The 24,307-nt window shown below is 35.4% G+C and carries 27 protein-coding genes, 2 tRNA genes and 1 pseudogene; 24 read left to right on the top strand and 6 right to left on the bottom strand.

From position 1 onward, the window contains the following. Window positions 1-29 precede the first annotated feature (29 nt). Entirely contained in the window at window positions 30-230 is a 201-nt protein-coding gene (locus tag ACVPPR_RS05995) for a cold-shock protein (protein ID WP_057973786.1), read from the bottom strand. A gap of 160 nt (window positions 231-390) precedes the next feature. Then, window positions 391-675 (bottom strand): hypothetical protein, encoded by a 285-nt coding sequence (locus tag ACVPPR_RS05990; RefSeq protein WP_462297337.1) that lies wholly within the window; start codon window positions 673-675, stop codon window positions 391-393. Window positions 676-1,408: 733 nt separating this feature from the next. Between ACVPPR_RS05990 and ACVPPR_RS05985 the strand changes: the two genes are divergently transcribed. From ACVPPR_RS05985 to ACVPPR_RS05940, 10 genes are all read left to right on the top strand, one after another. Further along, window positions 1,409-1,822, top strand: a complete 414-nt coding sequence (locus tag ACVPPR_RS05985; protein WP_462297338.1) for a MerR family transcriptional regulator — start codon at window positions 1,409-1,411, stop codon at window positions 1,820-1,822. A 35-nt stretch (window positions 1,823-1,857) separates the two neighbouring features. Further along, a complete protein-coding gene (locus ACVPPR_RS05980; protein ID WP_462297339.1) occupies window positions 1,858-2,796 on the top strand; it encodes an aldo/keto reductase in 939 nt (312 codons plus the stop codon). An 84-nt stretch (window positions 2,797-2,880) separates the two neighbouring features. Next, window positions 2,881-3,522, top strand: a complete 642-nt coding sequence (locus ACVPPR_RS05975; RefSeq protein ID WP_462297340.1) for an NAD(P)H-binding protein — start codon at window positions 2,881-2,883, stop codon at window positions 3,520-3,522. 12 nt (window positions 3,523-3,534) lie between these two features. Next, on the top strand, window positions 3,535-4,452 hold the full coding sequence (locus ACVPPR_RS05970) for an amidohydrolase family protein (protein WP_462303885.1): 918 nt from the start codon (window positions 3,535-3,537) through the stop codon (window positions 4,450-4,452). 2 nt (window positions 4,453-4,454) lie between these two features. Then, complete coding sequence (locus ACVPPR_RS05965) at window positions 4,455-5,132, top strand: putative quinol monooxygenase (RefSeq protein WP_462303884.1); 678 nt, start codon at window positions 4,455-4,457, stop codon at window positions 5,130-5,132. A 78-nt stretch (window positions 5,133-5,210) separates the two neighbouring features. Then, window positions 5,211-5,801, top strand: a complete 591-nt coding sequence (locus ACVPPR_RS05960) for an NAD(P)H-dependent oxidoreductase (protein WP_462297343.1) — start codon at window positions 5,211-5,213, stop codon at window positions 5,799-5,801. Between the two features lie 92 nt (window positions 5,802-5,893). Further along, complete coding sequence (locus tag ACVPPR_RS05955) at window positions 5,894-6,451, top strand: Crp/Fnr family transcriptional regulator (protein WP_462303883.1); 558 nt, start codon at window positions 5,894-5,896, stop codon at window positions 6,449-6,451. A gap of 20 nt (window positions 6,452-6,471) precedes the next feature. Next, window positions 6,472-7,476, top strand: coding sequence for an aldo/keto reductase (locus ACVPPR_RS05950; protein ID WP_462303882.1), 1,005 nt, complete (start codon window positions 6,472-6,474; stop codon window positions 7,474-7,476). Window positions 7,477-7,822: 346 nt separating this feature from the next. Continuing rightward, window positions 7,823-8,569, top strand: a complete 747-nt coding sequence (locus tag ACVPPR_RS05945; RefSeq protein ID WP_462303881.1) for a hypothetical protein — start codon at window positions 7,823-7,825, stop codon at window positions 8,567-8,569. Between the two features lie 474 nt (window positions 8,570-9,043). Beyond that, window positions 9,044-9,538 (top strand): hypothetical protein, encoded by a 495-nt coding sequence (locus ACVPPR_RS05940; protein WP_462303880.1) that lies wholly within the window; start codon window positions 9,044-9,046, stop codon window positions 9,536-9,538. A gap of 696 nt (window positions 9,539-10,234) precedes the next feature. Here the strand turns inward: ACVPPR_RS05940 and ACVPPR_RS05935 are convergent. After that, window positions 10,235-10,307 (bottom strand) — tRNA-Gln (locus ACVPPR_RS05935). A 432-nt stretch (window positions 10,308-10,739) separates the two neighbouring features. Here ACVPPR_RS05935 and ACVPPR_RS05930 point away from each other — a divergent pair. Then, window positions 10,740-10,812 (top strand) — tRNA-Glu (locus ACVPPR_RS05930). A 66-nt stretch (window positions 10,813-10,878) separates the two neighbouring features. On the opposite strand, the gene ACVPPR_RS05925 is transcribed toward ACVPPR_RS05930, so the two are convergent. After that, on the bottom strand, window positions 10,879-11,217 hold the full coding sequence (locus ACVPPR_RS05925) for a hypothetical protein (protein WP_462297348.1): 339 nt from the start codon (window positions 11,215-11,217) through the stop codon (window positions 10,879-10,881). A 201-nt stretch (window positions 11,218-11,418) separates the two neighbouring features. Between ACVPPR_RS05925 and ACVPPR_RS05920 the strand changes: the two genes are divergently transcribed. The 3 genes from ACVPPR_RS05920 (at window position 11,419) to manA (ending at window position 14,119) form a co-directional block, all read left to right on the top strand. After that, window positions 11,419-12,072, top strand: a complete 654-nt coding sequence (locus tag ACVPPR_RS05920; protein WP_462297349.1) for a histidine phosphatase family protein — start codon at window positions 11,419-11,421, stop codon at window positions 12,070-12,072. A 6-nt stretch (window positions 12,073-12,078) separates the two neighbouring features. Further along, the gene (locus ACVPPR_RS05915; protein ID WP_462303879.1) at window positions 12,079-13,086 is read left to right on the top strand and encodes a serine hydrolase domain-containing protein; all 1,008 of its coding nucleotides are present in this window, start codon (window positions 12,079-12,081) and stop codon (window positions 13,084-13,086) included. 67 nt (window positions 13,087-13,153) lie between these two features. Beyond that, window positions 13,154-14,119, top strand: a complete 966-nt coding sequence (manA, locus tag ACVPPR_RS05910; protein WP_462303878.1) for a mannose-6-phosphate isomerase, class I — start codon at window positions 13,154-13,156, stop codon at window positions 14,117-14,119. Between the two features lie 52 nt (window positions 14,120-14,171). Here manA and ACVPPR_RS05905 read toward each other — a convergent pair whose 3' ends face one another. Beyond that, window positions 14,172-14,879 (bottom strand): type 1 glutamine amidotransferase, encoded by a 708-nt coding sequence (locus ACVPPR_RS05905; RefSeq protein WP_462297352.1) that lies wholly within the window; start codon window positions 14,877-14,879, stop codon window positions 14,172-14,174. Between the two features lies 1 nt (window position 14,880). Continuing rightward, entirely contained in the window at window positions 14,881-16,227 is a 1,347-nt protein-coding gene (locus tag ACVPPR_RS05900; protein ID WP_462303877.1) for a MurT ligase domain-containing protein, read from the bottom strand. Between the two features lie 214 nt (window positions 16,228-16,441). Here ACVPPR_RS05900 and ACVPPR_RS05895 point away from each other — a divergent pair, with 214 nt between their 5' ends. The 10 genes and pseudogenes from ACVPPR_RS05895 to atpH all read left to right on the top strand — a co-directional run bounded on the left by ACVPPR_RS05895 (window position 16,442) and on the right by atpH (window position 24,281). After that, window positions 16,442-17,023 carry a thymidine kinase gene (locus ACVPPR_RS05895; RefSeq protein WP_462297354.1) on the top strand — a complete coding sequence of 194 codons (582 nt, stop codon included), beginning with the start codon at window positions 16,442-16,444 and terminating at the stop codon, window positions 17,021-17,023. 44 nt (window positions 17,024-17,067) lie between these two features. Then, on the top strand, window positions 17,068-18,153 hold the full coding sequence (gene prfA / locus ACVPPR_RS05890) for a peptide chain release factor 1 (protein WP_462297355.1): 1,086 nt from the start codon (window positions 17,068-17,070) through the stop codon (window positions 18,151-18,153). Then, the gene (prmC, locus tag ACVPPR_RS05885; RefSeq protein WP_462303876.1) at window positions 18,146-18,991 is read left to right on the top strand and encodes a peptide chain release factor N(5)-glutamine methyltransferase; all 846 of its coding nucleotides are present in this window, start codon (window positions 18,146-18,148) and stop codon (window positions 18,989-18,991) included. Before prfA ends, prmC begins: the two co-directional genes overlap by 8 nt. A gap of 17 nt (window positions 18,992-19,008) precedes the next feature. Next, window positions 19,009-19,995, top strand: a pseudogene (locus ACVPPR_RS05880) (L-threonylcarbamoyladenylate synthase); the annotation flags it as partial. A gap of 33 nt (window positions 19,996-20,028) precedes the next feature. Continuing rightward, window positions 20,029-21,291, top strand: coding sequence for a serine hydroxymethyltransferase (gene glyA, locus ACVPPR_RS05875; RefSeq protein WP_462304810.1), 1,263 nt, complete (start codon window positions 20,029-20,031; stop codon window positions 21,289-21,291). A gap of 64 nt (window positions 21,292-21,355) precedes the next feature. Next, window positions 21,356-21,985, top strand: coding sequence for a uracil phosphoribosyltransferase (upp, locus tag ACVPPR_RS05870; RefSeq protein WP_462297357.1), 630 nt, complete (start codon window positions 21,356-21,358; stop codon window positions 21,983-21,985). A gap of 216 nt (window positions 21,986-22,201) precedes the next feature. Continuing rightward, a complete protein-coding gene (atpB, locus tag ACVPPR_RS05865) occupies window positions 22,202-22,912 on the top strand; it encodes a F0F1 ATP synthase subunit A (RefSeq protein WP_462297358.1) in 711 nt (236 codons plus the stop codon). A gap of 31 nt (window positions 22,913-22,943) precedes the next feature. After that, window positions 22,944-23,156, top strand: a complete 213-nt coding sequence (atpE, locus tag ACVPPR_RS05860) for a F0F1 ATP synthase subunit C (protein WP_409022303.1) — start codon at window positions 22,944-22,946, stop codon at window positions 23,154-23,156. A gap of 71 nt (window positions 23,157-23,227) precedes the next feature. Then, complete coding sequence (atpF, locus tag ACVPPR_RS05855; RefSeq protein WP_462303875.1) at window positions 23,228-23,737, top strand: F0F1 ATP synthase subunit B; 510 nt, start codon at window positions 23,228-23,230, stop codon at window positions 23,735-23,737. 1 nt (window position 23,738) lies between these two features. After that, window positions 23,739-24,281 carry an ATP synthase F1 subunit delta gene (gene atpH, locus ACVPPR_RS05850; protein ID WP_462297360.1) on the top strand — a complete coding sequence of 181 codons (543 nt, stop codon included), beginning with the start codon at window positions 23,739-23,741 and terminating at the stop codon, window positions 24,279-24,281. Window positions 24,282-24,307: the final 26 nt, after the last annotated feature.

Raw genomic sequence — 24,307 nt, 5'->3', positions numbered from 1 at the left:
ACCCGAAGGTAAGTTTTAAAGGCTTATAATTAAGCTTTAACAACGTTAGTTGCTTGTGGTCCACGATCAGAATCTTCAACATCGAAAGTAACTGCTTGGCCTTCGTCAAGTGATTTAAAACCGTCACCTTGGATAGCTGAGAAATGAACGAAAACGTCGTCGCCAGATTCGCGAGTAATAAAACCAAAACCTTTATCTGCATTAAACCATTTTACTGTACCTTGTTCCATAATATGAAACCTCCATGTGCTGTAAGCACTAATATATTTTGCATTTGTTGATTGAACTATTAAAAAGAAGTGTGTTCATAAATGAAACAAATCACCTTTAAATAACCGAACCATAAATACATAAGTTTAATATAACACCTAATGGCAATTAATGCAAACTTTATTTATCTGGTTTCATGTGTTTTTTTAGATAATGAAGTAATTCTGTTTCATTACGAAATTCGTGTGGACCTACATGATTATGGAGGCGAATCGTAATTTTATTAATTTTAATTCGACCAGTCCAAGTATACGTGTATTCTACGATGAATCTATTATTGAGATCATCTTCGTCTAAGCCAAAATTTAATACGTAAACACGATCTGGAACCATAAGTGGGTTGAGATGTTCTTTATCATAATAAATTTTGTTTGCTCTTAAGAATTTTTTTGTCTTACTTAACATAGTGTATAAACCTCCAAACTATTAATAGTGTATTCAAAATGAAGGAGACAGAATTGAACCGAAAATTTAAGCTGCTGTCACGTTATTATTTAGGTACCATCATTAAAATATCTCATTAAGTATATCATAAATTAAACATAAAATGAGAGAAAATTGCTAATTAGTTAAAAAAATATTTGACAATAAATAAAATTATGTTAAAGTTGAGACAGCTCAATATTAATATTCTTTAGTATAAATTATTCAGTTTGATGATTTCTATTCATTTATTCACGCTGGCGCAACCAAGGAGTTGCAAGGATGTAAAGTAGGTAGGGTTACATCGTTTAGAAGTAGAATTAGTAACTTATTTTAAAATTAATTAGATGAAATTAAATATAAATATTCAGTGAGAAGGCTACCAACAGAATTTGTTGGTAGCCTTCGTCAATTCTATAGAAGTTTTGCTTACTATTAAGCCTGTATAATCCCCCTAGACAAATTTTGTTTAGGGGGATTTATTTGTCTAGTCAATTCTATTTCTAGAGTTGCTAGGACAGCGTGTTATGGCAGGTTTTATGTTAAAATAATTACAGTTTCTTGAAAAATTAAAGTGATTAATATAGTGGAAAAAGTTTTTTGTTCTATAAATAATGAGTGATTTTACAATCTATCAAAATAAAAAGATAATTTATTTGACTTGGAGTGCACTTCAAGTACTATACTGAATTTAAATTAGTAGAGGGAGGCTTTTATGAGCAACTTGAGTATTACTGAAATGAGTCAAAAATACAGTATTAAAGCGGATACGATTCGATATTATGAACGAATTGGGCTATTGCCTGATGTACCACGATTGAAGAATGGTAATCGTTATTTTGAAGAAGGCATGCAAGGTTGGATGGAGATGATTGTTTGTTTACGACACTCTGGTATGCCAATTGAAACTTTACATGATTATGCGACGATGGTTAGACAAGGGGACGATACCTTATCTGCCAGAAAAGAATTATTAGAGGAGCAAGAAAAAGAATTACTTAATAAACAAAAAGATATTCAGCGGTCAATTGATCGGTTGCATCATAAAATTAGTCTGTATGATACTGGTGAAATTAAAGAACAAAAAAGTTACTTTGAAGAATATAAAATTGCGGATGATTTAATTTAATAAAAATAAGTGATTTAAAATAGAGGAGAATAAAAATGACAACAATGCAAAAAGAATTAAATATGCCAAAAATGGTTTTAGGAACTTGGGCTTGGGGCGATAATGGAACTGTATTTGGTAATCAATTAACTGAAAAAGATTATCAACCCGTTTTTGAAGCAGCAATGAAAAATGGGTTGAATTTATGGGATACTGCCGCTGTTTACGGAATGGGTGCCTCAGAAACGATTCTAGGTAATTTAGCACAAAAGAGTGACCGCGATAAAATTCTTTTTTCAACTAAATTTACACCACAAATTGCGGACGGTACAGATCAACCAGCTGAAAATATGATTGCGGATAGTTTAAAACGACTTCATACAGATTATGTAGATATCTACTGGATTCATAATTCAGCAGATGTTGAAAAGTGGACGCCAGAAATGGTTTCAGTAATGAAGAGTGGCAAAGCTAAATATTTAGGTGTTTCTAACCATAGTTTAGCGCAAATTAAACGTGTTCAAGAAATTTTAGCACAATATGATTTAAAATTATCAGCTGTTCAAAATCACTTTAGTTTATTAAATCGTGTTTCTGAAACAACAGGAATTATTGATTACTGTCAGAAAAATGACATGGATTTCTTCGCTTATATGATTTTAGAACAAGGTGCATTATCAGGTAAATACGATACAGCACATCCTTTCCCTGCCGGAAGTGATCGCGCTAATACGTATAATGATAAGTTAGCAGGATTGGAAAGCTTAATTACAAAAATGCGTGAATTAGCTGATAATCATCAGGCAACAGTTGCAGAAATTGGAACAGCATGGGCTATTAATAAAGGAACAACGCCAATTATTGGTGTGACTAGCGTAGGTCAAGTTGAGGATGCTGTTAAATCAAGTCAAATTACGTTAACTGCAGACGAAATGACAGAATTAGAAAAATTGGCTGATGAAACTGGTGTGAATACAGTGCGTGGTTGGGAATAATAGTGATCAGATAGTCCATGGATTAAATTAATGGCTAATTTTAACAAGAAATAATTCATATATTATAGAAGGTAGGTTATTTAAATGAAAACTATTTTAATTTTGGGTGCTTATGGTCAAACGGCTCAAATAGTTACAAAACGATTATTGGCAGAGACAGATGATCAGTTGGTCCTTTTTTTACGAAAAGCATCACGCTTAGCGCAATATCAAAATGAACCAAGGGTATCAGTGATTGAGGGCGATACAAAAGAAGTTTCTCAACTAACACGTGCCATGGATAATGTTGATATTATCTATTCGAATGTTGGTGGGACTGATTTAGCTGAAACAACTAAAAGTATTTTGGCAGCAATGAAAGCAGCTGGAAAACAACGCCTGATTTTTTATAACGCTTTGGGCGCTTATCATGAAGTACCTGGCAAGTTTGGCGAATGGAATGAACAAGCAATTGGTGCTTATTTACCAGGATTCCGGGCATCAGCAACGTTAATTGATGCGGCTCCGATTGAAGCAACACAAGTTCGTCCGGCTTGGTTGACAGATAATGCTGAAATTGATTACGAGTTAACAAGTCGTGATGAAGCCTTTAAAGGGACTGAAGTTTCACGCCAAAGTGTTGCAGATTTTCTAGTTAAATTAATGAAACAACCTGACCAATATATTGGGGACAGTATTGGCCTTGATAAAGCAGGTACTGACGGCGACAAACCAGCTTGGATATAGGAGACTAAAAAAATGACAACTATTGACGTTTTTGCACATGTTTTGCCTCCTCATTTCTATAAAGAAATGTTAGCAATTGAGCCTGATTTACCTCAGAAGATGCCATTTATTAAGCAACCATTGTTGACTGATATTAAACAAAGACGTGATCTATGGGATGGTCAGGGACAACAAGTGATTTCTGCGGTTAATATTAATCCAGAAGACTATGTTGATCCTAAAAGAGCAGCCCAATTATGTTGGGAGGCTAATGCTGAAATCATTGACTTAGTACAAACAAATTCGGATATGTTCAGGGCAGGAATTGCGATGGTGCCTATGAACAATTTACCTGAAGCAATCCGAATTTTAGAAGAACAAGTGATGATAAATCCTGAACTAATTGGGATTCAACTCTTTACGCGTGCTTTAGGTGACTCAATTGCAGCTAAGCAGTATCGACCTATTTTTGAAAAGGCAGCGCAATTAAAGATACCTATTTTATTACATCCCATTTTTGATGCACGTAAGCCAGATAATAACATTATTTTTAGTTGGGAATATGAATTGACACAGGCTATGCTGCAATTAGTACAGGCTGATTTGTTTAAGGACTTGCCAACGTTAAAAATAATTGTTCATCATGCCGGCGCAATGGTACCTTATTTTGCAGAACGCATCAATCATATTTTGCCACCTGAGCAAGCTGCTGATTTTAAGCGTTTCTATGTCGATACAGCTCTGCTAGGAAATGCTAAAGCATTGGTGTTAACCATTGATTATTATGGCATTCAGCACGTTCTATTTGGAACGGATGCACCGTTAGGTATTGCGCCTGCTGGAGCAACAAGTGCAATTATGTCGGCACTTGATCAGCTTGACTTGCCAAAAGAACAACGCGCTTTAATTGATTATCAGAATTTTAATCATGTGATAGGACTGGATGAATAAAGATGGTAACTTTAAAAAAGGCACCCTTGTTAAGATTATTTAAATTAACGATTGATTCAGCTAATTCGACTCAGTACAAGGCGGTTGGCTTGCATAATTTAACGACTTCGATTCAACAAGAAAAAGGGACATTAGCGATGTATAGTGCGCATTTAGATTCAGCTGGGACCGATAATATTGTCATTGAGGCTTATCAGGATGAAGCGAGCTATGAAAAGCATGCGAAGTCCAGTCAATTTGGAGACTTTAAAACTGTTGCCGGTCAAATTGTGATTGATAAAAAAATGATTAATTTGAAGCCTGAATTATTATTGTCACAACCAATGCCGCTTTATGAAGTGACTCAGTTACGTAATCAATGTCGATTAACGCAATTGGAAATAAGACCGGATGCAAAAGCTGATTTTAAAGTGGCACTAGTTGCGATGATGACACAATCATTGGAAAATGAGTCAGGAATGCAGGTTATGTATGCGGCAACAGATGAAACAACACCTAATCAGTGGGTTTTAATTGAAATCTATCAAGATGTTGTGGCGGATGAAAAACATCAACAAACAGGTTATTTTAAGCACTATCTTAAAATAACTCAAGGGATGATTAGTAGTCAGATTGTTCAAAATCTGCAACCAGATGTATTAGTTAATCAAGGTGGCATCAGGTTCGAGTCATTAAATTAGCCGCAATTAACAATTGTTAATGAGACAAGGACGATTTTACGTTAATATAAATTTATTAACTAAAAGGAGTCCTATCAAATGAAAATTGTCATTGTCTTCGATCACCCTTATACTGCAGCTGCATCAAATAATGAACCACATAACCGCTCGTTTTTGGCGGCACTTTTAAAACAAATGACGACAAAGCTAAGTCGTGAAGGAAATGAGATTGATTTAATCGATTTACATGCGGATCACTTTAATCCTGTGATGACTAAAGCTGATTTAGCACATTGGCGACAAGGGAAACCCTGTGATGATCAAGTGGCTGATTATCAACAACGATTATTGGCAGCTGATCGCATTGTTTTCATGTTTCCAGTCTGGTGGGAAGTTATGCCCGCAATGACAAAAGGCTTTTTAGATAAAGTTTATGCTAAAAATATCCTTTACTCAGCTGAAAATATGAAAACGTTGATGGTTAAACAACCTAAGATTGATATTGTAACCACAATGAGCACGCCTAATTGGATCTATCGTCTTATTATTGGCGCACCATTGGCTAAAATGTTGTTCCGCGGGACTTTTTTAAAGACACGGTTACGTCATTTTAAATGGCATAATATGGCTAATTTAGATCATAAAACGGCTGAACAACGAGAATCAATTTTAACTCACTTTTCAATCTAAAAAACTAGCCCGCTTCATGGGTTAGTTTTTTTGGTTAATGATGTTTTACTGATTATCATTATGGTACGATAATCAGATAGAGGTGAGGACAAATGAATCAATTTTTACATGATAAAGTACCCGTTTTAGAGGCACATTGGGCTGAAATACACGCTTTATTTACGCATGAAAAGGTTTCAGCTAAAGAAACTTTGTTATTTGAAGGTGAAGTAGCCGAGAATATTTATTTTATTGAAACAGGTGCCTTGAGATTATGGAATAACGATGAAGGAAAGGATATTTCATTTCAATTTTTCTTTGAAAATCAGGTAGTCGCATCTTTTGAAAGTTTTTATTTAGGCGAGGCGAGCCAATTTTCACTTGAAAGTTTGGAACCAAGTGATTTAATGGTTTTGAGTAAGGCACATTTAGATGAACTTATTCAAAAATATCCTGAAATTAATGAAGATATAACCAAGATATTTGCGGGACGTTTTATGGAATATACGAACTACTTTTTATCTCGCATAAAAGAAAATCCCGTTGATCGTTATCTTAGTTTGGTTGAGAATCAGCCGATGATTTTGAAGCGTGTGCCTGATTATCATATTGCGTCTTATTTAGGCATAACACCTGTTTCTTTAAGTCGAATTAAAAATAGAACAAAATAAAAGATAAAGGAGTCTTTTAAATGAAATATGCTAAGTTGGGTAATACCGATATTGAAGTTTCTAAAATATGTGCAGGGGCTATGAGTTTTGGTAAACCGGGGACTATGCATGATTGGACACTTGATGAAAATGCTAGTGAAAAAGTGATTAAACATGCACTTGATCAAGGAATTAATTTTTTCGATACGGCTAATGGTTATTCAAATGGAACTAGTGAAGAATATCTAGGTAAAGCGCTCAAAAAAAACATTGCGCGTGAAAAAGTTGTTATTGCATCAAAAGTTTACTTTAATCCTGGACGACTTTCCTCAGAAGCGATTAACCGAGAGATTGATGGGACACTTTCTCGATTGGGAACAGACTATCTGGATCTTTACATTATTCATCGGTTTGACTACAACACGCCTATTGAAGAAACGATGGAGGCTTTGAACAATTTGGTCAAAGCCGGTAAGGTTCGAGCAATTGGCGCGTCTGCTATGTATGGGTATCAATTCAATAATATGCAACAAGTCGCTAAAGAAAATGGCTGGGCTCAATTTCAAACGATGGAGAATCATTACAATCTGCTCTATCGTGAAGATGAACGAGAATTAATTCCTATTTGTAAACAAATGAATGTCTCATTGATGCCCTATAGTCCCTTGGCAGCAGGTCATTTAAGCCATTTGGGTTGGCGGATAGATTCACTTCGTAGTAAAACTGATCGGATTGCAATGGGAAAATACGATACAACAGAAGGTGAAGACTATAAAATCGTTCAACAAGTTAATGAATTAGCACAAAAATATCATGTTTCCATGACTCAGATAGCATTAGCATGGCAATGGTTTAAAGGGGTTACAGCGCCTATTGTTGGAACAACTAAGCCTAGTCATTTTGATGATGCAGTGAATGCATTAGACGTAAAATTGACACAAGAAGATGTTAATCGTCTTGAAGGGGCTTATGTGCCACATAAAATTATTGGGGCAATTAATCAAAATCCACCAGAAGGTGCTGTCTTCATTGATGAGAAAAAATAATAGTTACTGATGCTTTTCCGTCAATTGAATAATATTAAAATAAAGTGCGTCATAATTGTCAGATAAACTCTGATAATTATGGCGCACTTTTTAGGTAAGAAATGCTATATAAATGGGTAGTCAGTCATTTTTTTTAATTAATAACAATAGAGTGTTCAAATGATAGACTGATTTTGAATGTTGAAGTTATAGAATCATAATGTGGGTAAATTTGTGCGTTATTAATTGAAATTAGTGGGGTACAAATCATGTAATGACTACATAAGAAAGTTCACGGATGACTATTTATGATATTAGTAGTATAAAGGAGTGAAGGATAAATAAATACTTTTTGTAGGGGGAAATAATGGCAAAAAAATATTTAAGTGATCGGACAAGAACAGGTCATACTTATGAATTTTATAAAGATAGACAAAATAATCCGCAATGGCGAGATGACTTTTTGAGGGTTAGAGCAACAAGAAGACGGAATATCGTGATTCAATTGTTTGTAGGAATAATAGTGATTGGTGTTCTGGCTGTGTTGGGGTTATATTTTATGGCAGAAAGAAATACTGCTAAGAATATGGCGACTCAAAGTGCCAGCATTTTGAGTAGTAAGGCTTCCAGTGAAGATGTTGATTCAACTTCAAAAGAGACAACTACAAATAGTTCTTCAGCTGATAGTTCTGATGAAGATAATATTCCTATTTCAGATGTTAATGAGACTAGTGACTATCAAGTAACTACAGAAATAGGACCATATTCTGTTTCTACAGAGGATATGAATGCAGTTAAAATGTTTTCTTGGAACTTAGGTTCGGTAAATAGATATGAAAAGTTTTCACTTAAATTTAATAATCAAACTGGTGCGGGTACACTATTTGAGTATGATGATAGCAATGTAAAAAGGGGGCAAATAAAAGTACATTACCGTGAAATAAAAACTAAAAAAATTGTGGTTGCTGGCAGAACGGTAAAAGTAAATACTCTTTTAATCTCAAAGCATGCTTCTCCGAGATATGTATTTGAAAATAATAGTGGTGGTATTTCGATTGCTCAAGTGGTTACTGATAATTCAATTCCACAACCATTCTATGTTGAAGCAAAATAAAAGCTATTTTACATGTTCATTGTTAAGTAAATAAAAAGAGCCAACGTATTAACGTTATCTTTTTCTGCGCAATTAGTTTTAAGAACGAACAAATTTCAGATATTTGTGTTGAAAATATGCTATCCTACTCTGCTAAAAGTTAGGGATAGTTTATTTTTTTACACCTTTTTACTACTTTAAGGTGGGGAATATACTGATTTCAGTTTGATGGTTATAAATAAAAATACACTTACCTGTAAAAGCATCAAAAATTATTAATCTACAGGTAGAGGCAACTAATATGAATATTCTTCGCTTAATGAAAAAACGTGACTGACTTGTATGATCTAGATATCAAGAAAAAAATAAACTTATAAGATGTCGAACGGCAATGAGGCGAATGCTGACGTATAAATGGATTATAGAATACAGAAAGAAAATGGTGCTATTATGTGTATGTTCTAATGTGTTCTTAAATATGGAGGAGAAGATTATATGATAAAAAGTGTAAAAGTAGTGACAATAATGGTAGCTGTTATGATTTTAGGAGGGGTGGTTGCTCCATCAACCGTTGCATTCGCGAATAATATTAAAACTGATACGGTGGCTGATTCCAATTCTAATCGTAAAAGCTTTTCAGAGTTATATTCAGGATTATCTTCCGAAAAGAAAGATGAATTTCAAACATTAATTGAACATAGTAATCTTACTAAAGAACAACAGTATCAATTGTTACAAGATAGATATAATGAAAGTAATCAAATAACACCAAAATGGAAAGTTGCTCTTTTGAAAAAAGCTATTAAGTATGCTGTTAAACTTCTTCAAATAAAAATATCTTCAAAAAGTTTAACAGATTTTGTAAATTATTTAACAGATTTTGAGGGTGGTTTACAAAAAGGACTCGAGAAGGGTTTAATTAAATATGTACATGTTAATAAGACCCTTGCAAAGTGGACAGCTAGAACTGTTTTCTTTATTTTCTTTTAGAAAGGGGTAAAACATGGGAAATTGGGTTAATCAACATAAATCAATATTATTTGTGAGTTTTGTTATACTATGGGCAGTACTATATGTGCTGTTTGGAACTAACATTATTAATTGTAATGTTAAGCAGTATATGTTTGAAAATTTTCCGATTTGGTTAAATTGTACGTTCATAGCAATACCAATCTTAATATCAATTTATTTATGGCCAAAAAAGTAGATCAGAATTTTGATTTTGGAACGCTATTGGCAGTATAAAAGTAGGATAATAAATAGCAATCTTTTAAAATATAGCTATCGGTTTTAATGGTTTTATGCAAGAAGCCCTGTTGAAAAGTGGGGCTTCTTTTTGTATACGTTTTTTATAGCATATAAAACGTATTGGATTATTTATTGTCTAAATATTAGAATCAACACAATATTGTTGCTTAAATAAAGCTATTTAGTGTTTTTCTGGTTGCCATTTCTTAGTAGTTAATTGATGTAGGTACCATTATTAATTATGTACGACTCACTAGAGATAAATAAAAGTACAAAAAAAGAACACCAACTTAGTTAGTGTCCGCCTAATCATGCCTAAAAAATTTTTATATGGCTCACTGCTCATGTAAATACGTGCAAATGAATGATAACCAATGAAATAGAAAACCTTTAGTGCCAAGTTTTTTGAAAGTCTATGCTAACGACTGACAACAAAAATTGGGTAAGTAGGGATCGAACCTACAGATTGCGGATTCAGAGTCCGGCGCCTTACCAGTTTGGCTATTACCCAGTAACAATTTAACTTCCTAATTTTAGCGATATAACGTTCTTTTGTCAAATGAAAAATGAATAAATAAGAAATAGTAAAGATGGTTAAGTATTGATAAAGAAACCTATCTTTACTATGATAATTATTTTAGAACGTTATAATAAAAGACATAAAAGATTACTTAATAGAGAAGTTTGAGGCGGACACATTGGAAATAAAATTAAGACGTGAATTAAAAAAATTATACGTTAGATTGTTGATTGCGTGTGTGACGACGTTATTGATAGGGACGACAAGAATTATTTTACAATATGGGTGGTTGTCGTTTGTTATGTGGGCTTCTGCATTGTACTGTCTCGGATTGTATTTGTATTGTTGTTTTATCCAAATTTTGATTTGGCATAAAAATCGTTGACATCAATTTTATATGGGGTATACTTAAAGGAGTATTTTTGCCCAATGGTCAAATTGGTTAAGACGTCGCCCTCTCAAGGCGGAATTACGGGTTCGAGCCCCGTTTGGGCGATAAAAATGTTTTTAAAGTGTCAAATAAAGGGTGATTAACACGTTATGTGCTAATCACCCTTTTTGTTTAGACATCTTGTTCGAACGAAAGTTCAATTAAATAGGTATTATGATGTGTTAGGTAAGTAGTAGTTACCCAAACGTCCATATAGTTAGGAATGGCATTTTCTAACTTGTTGCTGAAGTAGTCTAATAAATCACCATGCTTCGAAACAAATTCATCAGCAAGGCGGTTAACGCTTAATTTGTCAGGTAAAAAATAAATATCAGCGTCAGCTACTTTGACGCTTCCGGGTAGGACAACCGTAATTGAATTTGTATAAGTTAAACGTGAGAAGAAAACTTGATCTGGATGGCGTTTAATATACGATAAGACAAAGAATATAGAATCTGAATTGCTAGCCATAAGTGATAATCTCCTTTGAATGATTTACCTTATTATACCAAGTTAAATGAAAATGTTTAGGATTATTTTAATAGTGGTCATTAAGGTTGATTATTATAGATAGAAATTTATCTAAAATGTTGGCCTTTTTTTAGGAATAATTTAAACGGTAGCGTATACTTAAAAGTGCAATATAAAACAAGTTTATGGGAGGTGCCGGCGATGAAGACGGTCCATTTTTATTTAGTAAGACACGGTCAAACACGTTTGAACAGATTGAAAAGATTGCAAGGGGTAACCAATTCTCGTCTGACACATAAGGGTCGAGAAGCAGCCAGAGCTTTGGGCACACAGTTAAGGGGCATAGATTTTGAAGCCGTCTATACGAGTGACTTAAAACGGACCCAAGATACTGCGAACTTTATTCTTGAAAAACATCAATCAGTATTTGAAATTCAACCACTTATGGGACTTAGGGAAGTTGATTTTGGTCGTCTGGAAGAAATGAAAAATAAAAATTTAATTCCATTACTTGTGAAAAAGTTTGGTTTTTTAAAAGTGAGTCAAGCTGTGTTAGGACATGATCGGTTTAGAAATTTAGTGAACATGTTCGCTGAACTTGAAGGAACGAGCCAAGCGGAAACATACGATAAGATGACAAGTCGTATTATTGATACGTTAACGGATATTGGCAACCAATACCAAACCCGTGGTGGCAATATCTTAATTGTGTCACATGGCTTAGTTTTATCGAGCTTTATTGATAGTTTAGAAAAAAATCAATTACCCGTGATGCTATTAAAAAATGCTAGTGTCAGTAATGTTGATTTTAAAAAAGGTAAATTTACGATTGTTAAAATTAATCAAAAGGGGTGATTAAGCGTGTTATATCCTGAGACGAAAAATAAAATACAACAATTGGTCAATGAAGGGGTCGTTCCAGGAGCCTCATTTGGCATTATTCACCATAATGAGATAATGACCCAAAGTTACCTTGGTTATTCGCAATTAGTGCCTGAACGTGACGTATTAACTGCTGATGCGTTGTATGATGTTGCGTCATTAACCAAAGTAATAGGAACGACAACCCTGATTTTAAAATTACAAGAAACAGGTCGTTTAAGTGTTGATGATCTAGTTAAAAAATATTTACCAAATTACCAAGATGAACGAGTGACTTTGCGGCATTTACTAACACACACAGCCGATTTTCAAGGGTACATTAAAAATCGTAATCAGTTATCGGCATCAGAGTTAAAACAAGCTTTATTTGGATTAAGTAATGGCGAAAATCTTGGTAAAAAAGTTGTTTATAGTGATATTGGACTTATTTTTTTAGGCTTTATTATTGAATCTATTTTAGACATACCCGTTCAGCAGGCGATACAACAAGACGTTTTAATGCCGTTAGGGTTAGCTGATAGTACATTTAAGCCAGAGGTGGCAAGAAGTGTTCCAACGGAGATTATTCCTGAATTAGGTCTTTTAAAGGGAATTGTTCATGATCCTAAAGCACGCATTTTAAAAGCACATTGTGGGTCTGCGGGCCTTTTTTCAACCTTGCCGGATACGTTAAAGTTTATGCAGTGGTTTATGTCAGATAATCCTGAACGACCTGTCTTGAAGCCGGAGACAACTCAAAAGTTGTTTCATGATCAAACGCCAACTGGTCAATTGGGTCGTTCACTTGGTTGGGACCTTCGAGGAGAATCCGTTTATCATACGGGTTACACAGGGACATTCATGTTAATGGATCAAGCCACACAAGATGGACTAGTTGTTCTAACCAATAGAGTACATCCAACGAGTAACAATCCGCTTTATCTTACAAAACGAGATGACATCGTTGCGACCTTTTTAATGGAGAAAAATGCGATTATTACGGATTAACCAGCAAAAATGTAACCGCTTGTGTTAAAATGAATTTATAATAAGTTAGATGAAGGAGAACATAATAATGACAGAACCTTTATTTTTAAAACCTGTATTACAAGAAAAAATTTGGGGTGGTAATCATCTTAAAACGGTCTTTGGTTACGATATTCCAAGTGACCATACTGGTGAACTTTGGGCTATTTCAGCACATTCACATGGTCCAAGTACTGTTTTAAATGGGCCATTTGCGGGTAAGACATTGAATGAAGTTTGGGATTCAAATCGTGAGGTTTTTGGGAATGTTAAAGGCGATGTTTTTCCCCTTTTAACGAAGATTTTAGATGCCAATCAAGATTTGTCGGTTCAAGTGCATCCAGATGATGCTTATGCCATGACGCATGAACATGAACTTGGTAAAACGGAATGCTGGTATGTAATTTCGGCTGAACCTGGTGCAGAATTGATTTATGGGCATCATGCTAAAACGCGTGAAGAATTAGCAGAAATGATTCATGATGAAAAATGGGCTGATCTGTTTACACATGTTCCTGTTAAAGCAGGGGATTTCTTCTATGTTCCTAGTGGAACGATTCACGCTATCGGTTCGGGTGTAATGGTGCTTGAAACGCAACAAAGTAGTGATACAACTTACCGCGTCTACGATTTTGATCGTGTTGATGCAACAACTGGTAAAAAACGTGACTTACATATTCAACAATCAATTGATGTCACGAATGTTCCCAATGTTGTACCGAAGTTAAACATTCAGACAAAAATGGTGGGGGATGCTAAAGTCACAACCTTCGTTGAAGCACCTTTCTTTAGTGTCTATGAATGGTTAATCGCAAACGGCTCAGCAACATTTAAGCGAACAGTTGCTCCTTATACCCTTGTTTCAGTTTTAAAAGGTGACGGTCAGATTGAAGTCGATGGTCAGAATTTTGAACTTAAAATGGGGATGCATTTTATTTTACCTAATGAAGTTAAAGAATGGACAATCACAGGTAATATGCAAATTATTGCATCAGAACCTGGTGAAAAAGCCTAAAAAATAAAGATTCAAACAATAAGTAATTATTGTTTGAATCTTTATTTTGTTATTAAAATGTTGGTTCGATAACAAGGGCTTCTTGTTCACTAAAATCAACATCTGGGTATTTACGATGTAGGGCAATTAATAGCAAGCGTTTAGCTAATTCGCCATTTCTAGTTAAGATAGGGCCATGGAAGTATGAACCGAAGACATTTTTGTACATAACGCCTTCTGAGGCATCACTGCCATTGTTCCCTTTACCTTTGAGAACTTTACCAAGTGGTCGTTCGTCTTCACCAAGGAAGGTCATCCCATTGTGATTCTCAAAACCATGGTAAGTTTCACCAGTTTCCTCATTTTGAATGGTAATATCGCCAATAAAACGGTTATTATCTTGTGTTTCTGTGTAATGGCTCATTGCGCCGATACCAGGAATTTTTTCACCATCTGCACCAACGTAATATTTACCAAGCAATTGATAACCACCACAGATTGCAAGTAGGGGGCCATCATCTTCAATATAATCAGTTAAGTCTTTTTTCTTTTTTTGAATGTCTTTTGAGACAATTTTTTGTTCAAAATCTTGTCCGCCACCAAAAAAAGTTAAGTCAAAATGATTTTTTTCAAAGGGTTGGTCTAAACTAATGACCTCAGTTGTTAACGAAACGTCCATTTGTTTAGCGTAATAGGCTAGGGCAAGTAAGTTACCCACATCACCATAAGTATTTAATAAATCGCCATATAAATGGGCAACAGTCAAATGATATTTTGCCATGTTACATGCCCTCCTTAATATAACCATCATTTGCTAATGATTTGCGTAATTGTAATACTGCTGTATAAGTGGCTAGAACATAAATATGCTTTGTTGGGAACGTTTTAAGGCGTTCAACGACCTTAGAGACATCGGGTTCTTTGATTAACTGATTATCTTCAACGCCAGCTACTTTGAAGCGGAATGAAACGTCTTTGTAGCGTTCGCCACCAGTCATGAATTGGGGAATATTCATCTGCGTTAATTGTTCAAAATTACCATCCCAAATCCAACTCGTATCGATACCGTCCGCATAGTTTGCATTTAATAAGAAAGCTAATGAGAAAGGTGCGGTATCTGTTGCAATCATATCTAGGACTTGATCCAGTCCAACGGGATTTTTAACAAGAACTAATGTGATTTCTTTGTCATCAACTTGGATAACTTCTTGGCGACCAAAGACCTGTTCATCATCTTCACTTAACGTGTTACTGATGGCTGCAGGACCAACTTCAAAAACGCGACCGACTGCATAAGCGGCAAGTGCGTTATAAATGTTATACAAACCACCAACATGGATTTCCATAGGTTGTCCATCAATAACAAAACGAGATGATGTTGGTGTTTGTTCTAGAAGTGATGTTAATTGATAGTCTAATTCAGGTCGACTGAAATGGCAATTAGGACAATAATATTTACCAAGATTACCGTATGTGCGGAGCTTATAATGCAAAATATGCTGGCACACAGGACAAAGAACACCATCTGTATTAGTTGGGGCTAGGCTTTCTGTTTCTTCTTCATGATTGAAACCGTAAAAAACAAAAGGATTGGGTAAGTCAATTGAATGGAAAATGGGGGCATCCCCGTTTGCGATAATGGTTGCTTCAGGTGCCAATTTAATCCCATCAATAATTTTTTTATACGTGGTATAAATTTCACCATAACGATCCATTTGATCACGGAAAATATTTGTTAGAACAAATGCTTTTGGCGTGATATATTGTGTCACTTTAATGACATTAGCTTCATCGACTTCAAGAATGGCAAGGGGCCGTTCGTTCTTTTTGCGTTTATCTGTTAAAAAAGCAGTAATAATCCCTTGTTCCATATTTGAGCCTGCTGAGTTTGTTAAAATATGGTCATATTTAGCGCCTAAAACCTTAACGGTTAAAGCAGTTGTCAAAGTTTTACCATTGGTTCCAGTAATGACGATAACGTCATAATTGGCTCCTAAAGTTTTTAGAATTTCTGGGTCTAATGCGGCAGTTATTTTGCCGGGTAATGAGCTACCACCTTTTAGGAAGGTATGTAAAAACCAATAAGATGATTTCCCGGCGGCAGTTGCGAGTGAACTTTTTATCGTCATTAAAATATCCTCCGTTAACAGAAAAATTGACTACATGCGATAAAATCCACGTGGTAGTCCAATTGACTGAATTTATATTATGTCTATAATAGCATAATTACAAAATTCTACATATAAAATGCTTAATATTAAGAAAAAATTTTTATTTAATGAAATTTAAGTGCAAATCAGATATACTTAAAGACGGAAATCTGAAAGATAAAAGAGGTTTATTATGGCGCAATTATTTTTTAAATACGGTGCAATGAATAGTGGTAAGACAATTGAAATTTTAAAAGTTGCGCATAATTATGAAGAACAAAATAAATCAGTCATTATTTTAACGAGTGGCATAGATGATCGAGACGGCGTTGGATTTGTTTCCAGTCGAATTGGGTTGAAGCGTGAAGCGACACCTATTTTTGACGAAACAGATGTTTTTGAGTTAGTTCAAAAAACGAATTCAACTGCAGCTTGTGTCTTGATTGATGAATCACAATTCTTAAAACAAGATCATATTATTCAGTTAGCCAAGATTGTGGACGAATTGAACATTCCAGTCATGGCTTTTGGACTCAAAAATGATTTTAAAAATGAATTATTTGAAGGCTCAAAATATTTATTATTGTATGCTGATAAGATTGAAGAAATGAAAACAATCTGCTGGTTCTGTCTTAAAAAGGCCATCATGAATTTACGTATTCATGACGGGAAGCCCGTTTATAATGGGGAACAAATTCAAATTGGCGGCAATGAAGCGTATTATCCGGTGTGCCGCAAGCATTATAACAATCCGTTAATGACACAATTACAATAATCAGCTAAACTAGAAGGATAGAGAATTAAAAGGAGACAATATAAATGGATGAAATGTATGACCAATTACAATCAGTCGATGATCGTTATGAAGAATTAGGCGAATTATTATCTGACCCAGAGATTATTTCAAATAATCAACGATTTATGGAATTATCAAAAGAAATGGCAAGTATCCGCGAAACCGTTGAAAAATACCGTCAATATAAGGTTGTTGTTCAAGAACTCGCAGACGCTGAAGAAATGTTGGGTGAAAATCTCGACCCTGAAATGGCAGAAATGGCTAAAGAAGAATTAGCTGATGCTAAAAAAGCCAAAACAGCCTTAGAAGATGAGATTAAAATTTTGTTAGTGCCAAAGGACCCTAATGATGATAAAAATATTATCATGGAAATTCATGGTGCCGCTGGTGGCGATGAAGCCAGTTTATTTGCTGCCGATTTATTCTCAATGTATTCAAAATATGCCGAAAAACAAGGCTGGTCTATTGAAGTTGTGGATAAAAATGTGACTGAAGTTGGTGGCTTTAAAGAAATTGTCCTTTTAATTAATGGGGATAGTGTCTTCTCTAAATTAAAATATGAGAGTGGCGCACATCGTGTTCAACGTATTCCATCAACCGAATCAGCTGGACGTGTGCATACTTCTACTGCAACGGTTGGGGTCATGCCAGAAGCTGAAGATGTCGAAATTGAAATTGACGCAAAAGATATCAGAACAGATGTCTATCGCTCATCTGGTGCTGGTGGACAACATGTTAATAAAACTTCTTCTGCCGTACGAATGACGCATTTACCAACTAATATTGTTGTTGCTATGCAAGATGAACGGTCACAACAACAAAATCGTGAAAAAGCCATGAAAATTTTGAAGGCTCGTGTTTACGATTTTTACTCACAACAAGAACAAAGTGCTTATAATGAAAATAGAAAATCAGCCGTTGGTTCAGGGGACCGTTCTGAACGAATTAGAACGTATAATTTCCCTCAAAATCGTGTAACTGATCATCGAATTGGCTTATCATTGAATAAATTAGATCGTATTATGAATGGTGAACTTGAAGAAGTGATTGATGCCTTGATTTTATATGATCAAACACAAAAAATGGAAAACTTGCAAGGAAATGACTAATCCAACCTACTATGAAGCCTTGAAATGGGCTTCTTTGTGTATAGAGAAGCATAAGTTAGAAGTGGAAAGTGCGCAATGGCTGTTGTTAGAACGTTTGAATTGGTCAATGACAGACTTATTGATGCACTATCAGACGGAAATGCCTCAAGCTGATTGGCAACAATATCAGGTAGATATTGACCAATTTTGTGAAGGAATGCCAGCACAATACATTGTTGGGCATGCTTACTTTTTTGGTATGCAATTGAAAGTTACTGAGGCTACGCTTATTCCGAGACCTGAGACGGAAGAATTGGTAGAATGGATGTTGGCGCTATTACCTGCCAATGAAAAGTTACGCATTGCTGACATTGGGACTGGAACTGGCGCAATTGCGCTAGCTTTGAAACAGCAACGTCCTAATTGGCAAATTTTTGCGAGTGATATTTCAGAAGCGGCTATTGCAGTTGCTAAAAAAAATGCAGAAGAACAACAGTTAGACGTGACTTTCTTGATTGGCGATTTAACTGAGCCGATTCAGTCGGTAGGGGTGGATGTGATTGTGTCCAATCCACCTTATATTGCTGAAAATGAACAAAATGTGATGGATAAGAGCGTTATTGAACATGAGCCATACCAAGCCTTATTTGCTACTGAAAATGGCTTGAGTTTGTATCGAAGAATGATTGAAGAAATGGCTGATTTTACGAAACAGCCAGCCGATATTTTTTTTGAGATAGGCTATCATCAAGAAGCGCCTGTGATAAAGATGTTAACAAATGCATTTAAATATGCCGATTCAATAGAAGGAAAAAAGGATAGTTTTGATAATCAGAGAATGATTCATGCGAAATTATAAAAAGGAGTGTTGACTTAATGGAAACAATTATTTATCAACCAAATGAAATAGAAGCTGCTGCAGAACTTTTAAAACAAGGTCAACTTGTTGCCTTTCCAACTGAAACAGTTTATGGCTTGGGTGCCGATGCAACAAATGAAGAGGCAGTCAAACAAGTTTATGCTGCAAAAGGGAGACCTAGTGATAATCCACTGATTGTGCATGTAGCCGATGTGGAAACAGTTAGAAAGTATGCACAGCCCCTTTCTGATAATGTGGAAAAGTTAATTAAAGCATTTTGGCCGGGTTCATTAACCCTCATTCTGAAATTACAACCAGGTGCCCTTTCAAAGACAGTTACAGGTGGGTTAGAGACAGCTGCTTTTAGAATGCCTGATAGCAAGGTTACGTTAGCACTTATTGCTAAAGCAGGGGTGCCAATTGTGGGTCCTTCGGCTAATACGTCTGGAAAACCAAGTCCAACGATGGTAGAACATGTTGCACATGATTTAAATGGCAAAATTGCAGGTATTATTGATGATGGGCAAACAAAAGTTGGCGTGGAATCAACTGTTTTAGATATGAGTACGGATGTACCCACTATTTTGAGACCTGGGGCAGTGACCTTGCCACAAATTGAAGCAGTGATTGGGGGACCTGTTAGTGACGAGACGCATGAAGTTGCTGCAGGAGAAACACCCAAGGCACCTGGGATGAAGTACCGACACTATGCACCTAGAGCACAAGTTGTGATTGTTGATTCAACACAAAATTGGTCTGAAATTTTAGATTGGGTAGCTAAACAAGATATTGCAATCGGATTGATGGCTAGAGAGGGTCAAATTGACACAGATCAAATTCCTAAAAATAGTGGCTACTCATCTTTAGGAAAAACAATTGAGTCTGCGAGCCAATCACTTTTTGATGGGTTACGTTACTTTGATGATAATCCTAATGTTCAACTAATATTGGTTGAAGGATTCGACAAAACTGGTTTAGGCATTGCTTACATGAATCGTCTAGAAAAAGCAGCAAGTCAACAAAATATTACTGAACTTTTGGAAGCTGAAAAAGTAAAATATAAATTGCAAGATAAGGCGTTATGGGATGCAATTGCGCATGAAGAAAAACGTCAAGAAGAGAACATTGAATTAATTGCGTCTGAAAATATTGTCTCAGATGCTGTGCGTGCTGCTCAAGGGAGTGTCTTAACAAATAAATATGCTGAAGGCTATCCCGGTAAACGTTATTATGGGGGTTGTGAGTATATTGATGTGGTTGAACAGTTAGCCATTGATCGTGCTAAAGAGCTATTTCACGCGGAATACGTCAATGTGCAGCCACATTCTGGCTCACAAGCTAACATGGCAGTATATCAGGCCTTTTTGGAACCTAATGATAAAATTTTAGGGATGAAATTAAGCGATGGTGGGCATTTAACGCATGGTTCACCTGTGAACTTTTCAGGTGAACTCTATAACTTCGTTAGTTATGGGGTTGATTCGAAAACGGAACGGTTAAATTACGATGCGATTCGAGAAATTGCACTTAAAGAAAAACCTAAGATGATTATTGCGGGTGCATCAGCATATAGCCGAATGATAGACTTTACAAAATTTAGAGCTATTGCTGATGAAGTTGGTGCCTATTTAATGGTAGATATGGCACATATTGCAGGACTTGTAGCGACAGGTTTGCATCCTAACCCTGTTGATGTTGCTGATGTTGTGACAACGACCACGCATAAAACTTTGCGTGGTCCTCGTGGTGGGATGATTCTTGCTAAAGAAAAATATGCTAAAAAATTAAATTCTGCTGTTTTCCCTGGAACACAGGGTGGTCCGTTAGAACATGTTATTGCTGGAAAAGCAGCCGCCTTTTATGAAGCAGCACAGCCAACGTTCACAACTTACATGTATCAAGTTGTGCAAAATGCGCAAGCTATGGCTGGTGTCTTTGCACAATCAGATTTAGTGAGAGTGATATCAGGTGGGACGGATAATCATTTAATGAACTTAGATGTGACACCATCTGGTTTAAATGGAAAAGAAGTTCAAAACCTATTAGATCGTGTTCATATTACTGTGAATAAAAATACAATTCCAAATGAACAGTTGGGGCCCTTTAAAACGTCTGGTATTCGAATTGGCACGCCAGCAATTACGACTCGTGGTTTTGATAGTGAAGATGTCAAAGTCATTGCAATTTTAATTTTGTATGCGATTCAATTCCACGATGATGATGAAAAATTGGCTGAAATTGGCTCACAAGTTTTGGCATTATCTAAAAATCATCCTATTTCACAAATTAAATACGTTTAGGACTAGTATTTCAAGGTAGAATTCGCTAAAATAGAATAGACTAAAATTAAGGGAGTGTTTCGTAATGGGTAAATTTCAAGTAATGGATCATCCGTTGATTCAACATAAATTAACGATTATCCGTGATAAGAACTGTGGAACAAAAGAGTTTAGAGAAGTTGTTAATGAAATTGCTGAACTAATGGTATATGATGTTTCTCGTGATTTCGCTTTAGAAGATGTTACTGTTGAAACGCCCATGGGTAAAACAACACAAAAAACATTAGCTGGTAAGAAAATTGCCGTTATTCCTATTTTAAGAGCTGGTTTAGGGATGGTTGATGGTATTTTAGAATTATTACCAGCAGCTAAAGTTGGACATATTGGTATGTACCGTGATGAAACAACCTTTCAACCAACGGAATACTTTGTCAAAATGCCAGAAGATATTGCTAGCCGTGATCTCCTGGTTGTTGATCCAATGCTTGCAACTGGTGGTTCTGCTATTATGGCTGTTGATGCCTTGAAGAAGCGTGGCGCAAAGGCAATTAAGTTTGTTTGTCTTGTGGCTGCACCAGAAGGTGTTGAAGCATTACGTGAAAAACATCCTGATATTGATATTTATACAGCAGCACTTGATGATCATTTAAATGAAGATGGTTATATTGTCCCAGGTTTGGGCGATGCTGGTGACCGATTATTCGGTACAAAATAATTAAATTGATGACTTTTAGAATGCTTATATATAAGTAGTCTAGGGGTCATTTTTCTTTGTGCCAAAAAAAAATAAAATAAGTTGGAAATTCCTTTGTATTTTGTATCAATTGGTGGTATGATTTCTTTTGTAATTGGAGAATATTTATAAAGTTATTCTCTTTAAGTTATACCGTTTTAAACGGTCAAATCATAGTTTGGAAAGAGGTGAAATTCTGTGAATGGAGAAGCTTTCGTTGTAAAGCTTTATGGACTGCCTTTCAACATTACGAATGTCGCTTCCGGGTTGGTTGCATGTGTGATTGTTGCAATTATTGCAATTGTTTTATCAAGACGATTAACCATGAAACCGACTGGAAGGCAAAATGTTTTGGAATGGCTCATTGATTTCACCAATGGGATTGTAAAAAGTGCAATGCCTGGAGAAGAGGGTAAGAAATTTAATTTATTAGCGTTTACGCTATTCTTATTTATCTTTGTATCTAACCAATTGGGTTTGTTTTTCCAAATTAGTTTTGGCGACAAGACGTTGATCAAAAGCCCAACGTCGAGTCCGCTAACGACACTAACGTTTGCATTTTTGATTCTGCTATTATCACATTTTATGGGAATCATTCAATTTGGATTTAAAGGATATATTAAAAATTCCTATTTAAGTCCAGTTGCTTTTCTTTTACCCATTAATTTGATTGAAGAATTTACAAACCTGTTAACATTAGCTCTTCGTTTGTACGGAAACATTTATGCTGGTGAAGTACTGTTAACGTTAATTGGTGGTGCGGTTTCTATGAGCCCGTTAATGACTGTCGTTGCTTTCCCAGTCGAAATGATTTGGCAAGGATTCTCTCTGTTTATCGGAAGTATCCAAGCTTACGTATTCGTAACATTGTCGATGGTTTATATTGGTGGAAAAGTACAAAAAGAATAAAAACAAGATATCTAAGGAGGAAACAAATATTATGGGATTATTAGCAGCAGGTATTGCAGCTGGTTTAGCCGCTGTCGCAACAGGTATTGGTAATGGTTTAGTTATTTCTAAAACAATCGAAGGTATGGCCCGTCAACCAGAATTATCAGGTCAATTACGTTCAACAATGTTCATTGGTGTTGGTTTGATTGAAGCCGTTCCTATTATTGCTATCGTTATTTCATTCCTATTGATGGCTAAATAATTTTTGAAATTAAGTTTGATCCTTCGTTGATACAACGAAATATATTAATTTTAAAAAGGAGGTGTCAATAGATGTTTTCAGATTTAGTTTTCGGTGCGGTTGGTAATTTCCAACTTGGTGATTTCTTATTTTATATCATCTCTTTTGTTGTTTTGATGTTAATCATCAAACATTATGCATGGGGTCCCGTCACAAAAATGATGAGCGATCGTGCAGATAAAATTGCGAATGATTTAGATTCTGCTGAGGATTCAAGAAAAAAAGCCGATATTTTGGCAACCGAACGACAAGACCAATTAGATAATTCACGTCAAGAAGCATCTGAAATTGTTAGTCGTGCAAAAGACAACGGTAAAAAGCAACATGATGATATCGTTTCTGGCGCTCAAGACGAAGCAGCGACGTTGAAACAAAACGCTGTTAAAGATATTGAGCAAGAACGTCAAGAAGTATTAAATGGCGTTCAAAGCGATGTCGCTGAATTGTCTATTGAAATTGCTTCTAAGATTATTCAAAAAGAATTAAATGAGAATGATCAAAAAGACTTAATCAATTCTTATATTGAAGGGTTGGTAAAGTAAAATGAAATTAGATAAGGCAACCGTTGCTAATCGTTATGGTGAAGCTATCTTTGAAATTGCTGATGAACAGGGTAACATTGTTGCCTTCTCAGAAGAATTAGAAGAAGTTAGACAAGTATTCATTGCTAATCCACAATTAAGTGAAGTGCTCGTTGATGCACGTCTTAATTTATTAGAAAAGCAGGACCTTGTTAAAGTTTTACTGAAAGAGGCTTCTCCAATTATTGCGAACGTCATCCAAATGGTCTTTGATTATGGTCGAATGGGTGATATGGTCGGAATAATTGAAGAATTTGAACGACTATGTGACGTTAAAGAAAAAGTAGTCCATGCAACTGTGACAACTGCAGTGAAACTTGATGCTGATCAATTAAAAAAATTGTCAGCTAAGTTTGCAGAACGAATCGGTGCAAATAAAATAGTATTTAACAATATTATTGATGAAAAAATTATTGGTGGCGTTGTTATCGAAGCAAATAATCAGATTTTTGATGGCTCAATTTCATCAAAAATCAACAAAGTAAAACGATTATTAGCGGAGTAACATATTAAAGTAGTTAAGAGGTGAAC

The organism is Dellaglioa sp. L3N (assembly GCF_054941095.1).
This window is presented reverse-complemented; position numbering and strand designations above follow the sequence as displayed.

Coding starts and splice junctions, on each gene's coding strand:
- ACVPPR_RS05905 (WP_462297352.1), bottom strand. CDS start 14,879: ATGGCAAAATATCATTTGACTGTTGCCCATTTATATGGCGATTTATTA.
- ACVPPR_RS05985 (WP_462297338.1), top strand. CDS start 1,409: ATGAGCAACTTGAGTATTACTGAAATGAGTCAAAAATACAGTATTAAA.
- ACVPPR_RS05945 (WP_462303881.1), top strand. CDS start 7,823: ATGGCAAAAAAATATTTAAGTGATCGGACAAGAACAGGTCATACTTAT.
- ACVPPR_RS05940 (WP_462303880.1), top strand. CDS start 9,044: ATGATAAAAAGTGTAAAAGTAGTGACAATAATGGTAGCTGTTATGATT.
- ACVPPR_RS05900 (WP_462303877.1), bottom strand. CDS start 16,227: ATGACGATAAAAAGTTCACTCGCAACTGCCGCCGGGAAATCATCTTAT.
- ACVPPR_RS05960 (WP_462297343.1), top strand. CDS start 5,211: ATGAAAATTGTCATTGTCTTCGATCACCCTTATACTGCAGCTGCATCA.
- prmC (WP_462303876.1), top strand. CDS start 18,146: ATGACTAATCCAACCTACTATGAAGCCTTGAAATGGGCTTCTTTGTGT.
- ACVPPR_RS05950 (WP_462303882.1), top strand. CDS start 6,472: ATGAAATATGCTAAGTTGGGTAATACCGATATTGAAGTTTCTAAAATA.
- ACVPPR_RS05975 (WP_462297340.1), top strand. CDS start 2,881: ATGAAAACTATTTTAATTTTGGGTGCTTATGGTCAAACGGCTCAAATA.
- ACVPPR_RS05970 (WP_462303885.1), top strand. CDS start 3,535: ATGACAACTATTGACGTTTTTGCACATGTTTTGCCTCCTCATTTCTAT.
- atpF (WP_462303875.1), top strand. CDS start 23,228: ATGTTTTCAGATTTAGTTTTCGGTGCGGTTGGTAATTTCCAACTTGGT.
- ACVPPR_RS05990 (WP_462297337.1), bottom strand. CDS start 675: ATGTTAAGTAAGACAAAAAAATTCTTAAGAGCAAACAAAATTTATTAT.
- ACVPPR_RS05895 (WP_462297354.1), top strand. CDS start 16,442: ATGGCGCAATTATTTTTTAAATACGGTGCAATGAATAGTGGTAAGACA.
- ACVPPR_RS05920 (WP_462297349.1), top strand. CDS start 11,419: ATGAAGACGGTCCATTTTTATTTAGTAAGACACGGTCAAACACGTTTG.
- upp (WP_462297357.1), top strand. CDS start 21,356: ATGGGTAAATTTCAAGTAATGGATCATCCGTTGATTCAACATAAATTA.
- ACVPPR_RS05955 (WP_462303883.1), top strand. CDS start 5,894: ATGAATCAATTTTTACATGATAAAGTACCCGTTTTAGAGGCACATTGG.
- ACVPPR_RS05980 (WP_462297339.1), top strand. CDS start 1,858: ATGACAACAATGCAAAAAGAATTAAATATGCCAAAAATGGTTTTAGGA.
- ACVPPR_RS05925 (WP_462297348.1), bottom strand. CDS start 11,217: ATGGCTAGCAATTCAGATTCTATATTCTTTGTCTTATCGTATATTAAA.
- manA (WP_462303878.1), top strand. CDS start 13,154: ATGACAGAACCTTTATTTTTAAAACCTGTATTACAAGAAAAAATTTGG.
- ACVPPR_RS05995 (WP_057973786.1), bottom strand. CDS start 230: ATGGAACAAGGTACAGTAAAATGGTTTAATGCAGATAAAGGTTTTGGT.
- atpH (WP_462297360.1), top strand. CDS start 23,739: ATGAAATTAGATAAGGCAACCGTTGCTAATCGTTATGGTGAAGCTATC.
- prfA (WP_462297355.1), top strand. CDS start 17,068: ATGGATGAAATGTATGACCAATTACAATCAGTCGATGATCGTTATGAA.
- atpE (WP_409022303.1), top strand. CDS start 22,944: ATGGGATTATTAGCAGCAGGTATTGCAGCTGGTTTAGCCGCTGTCGCA.
- ACVPPR_RS05965 (WP_462303884.1), top strand. CDS start 4,455: ATGGTAACTTTAAAAAAGGCACCCTTGTTAAGATTATTTAAATTAACG.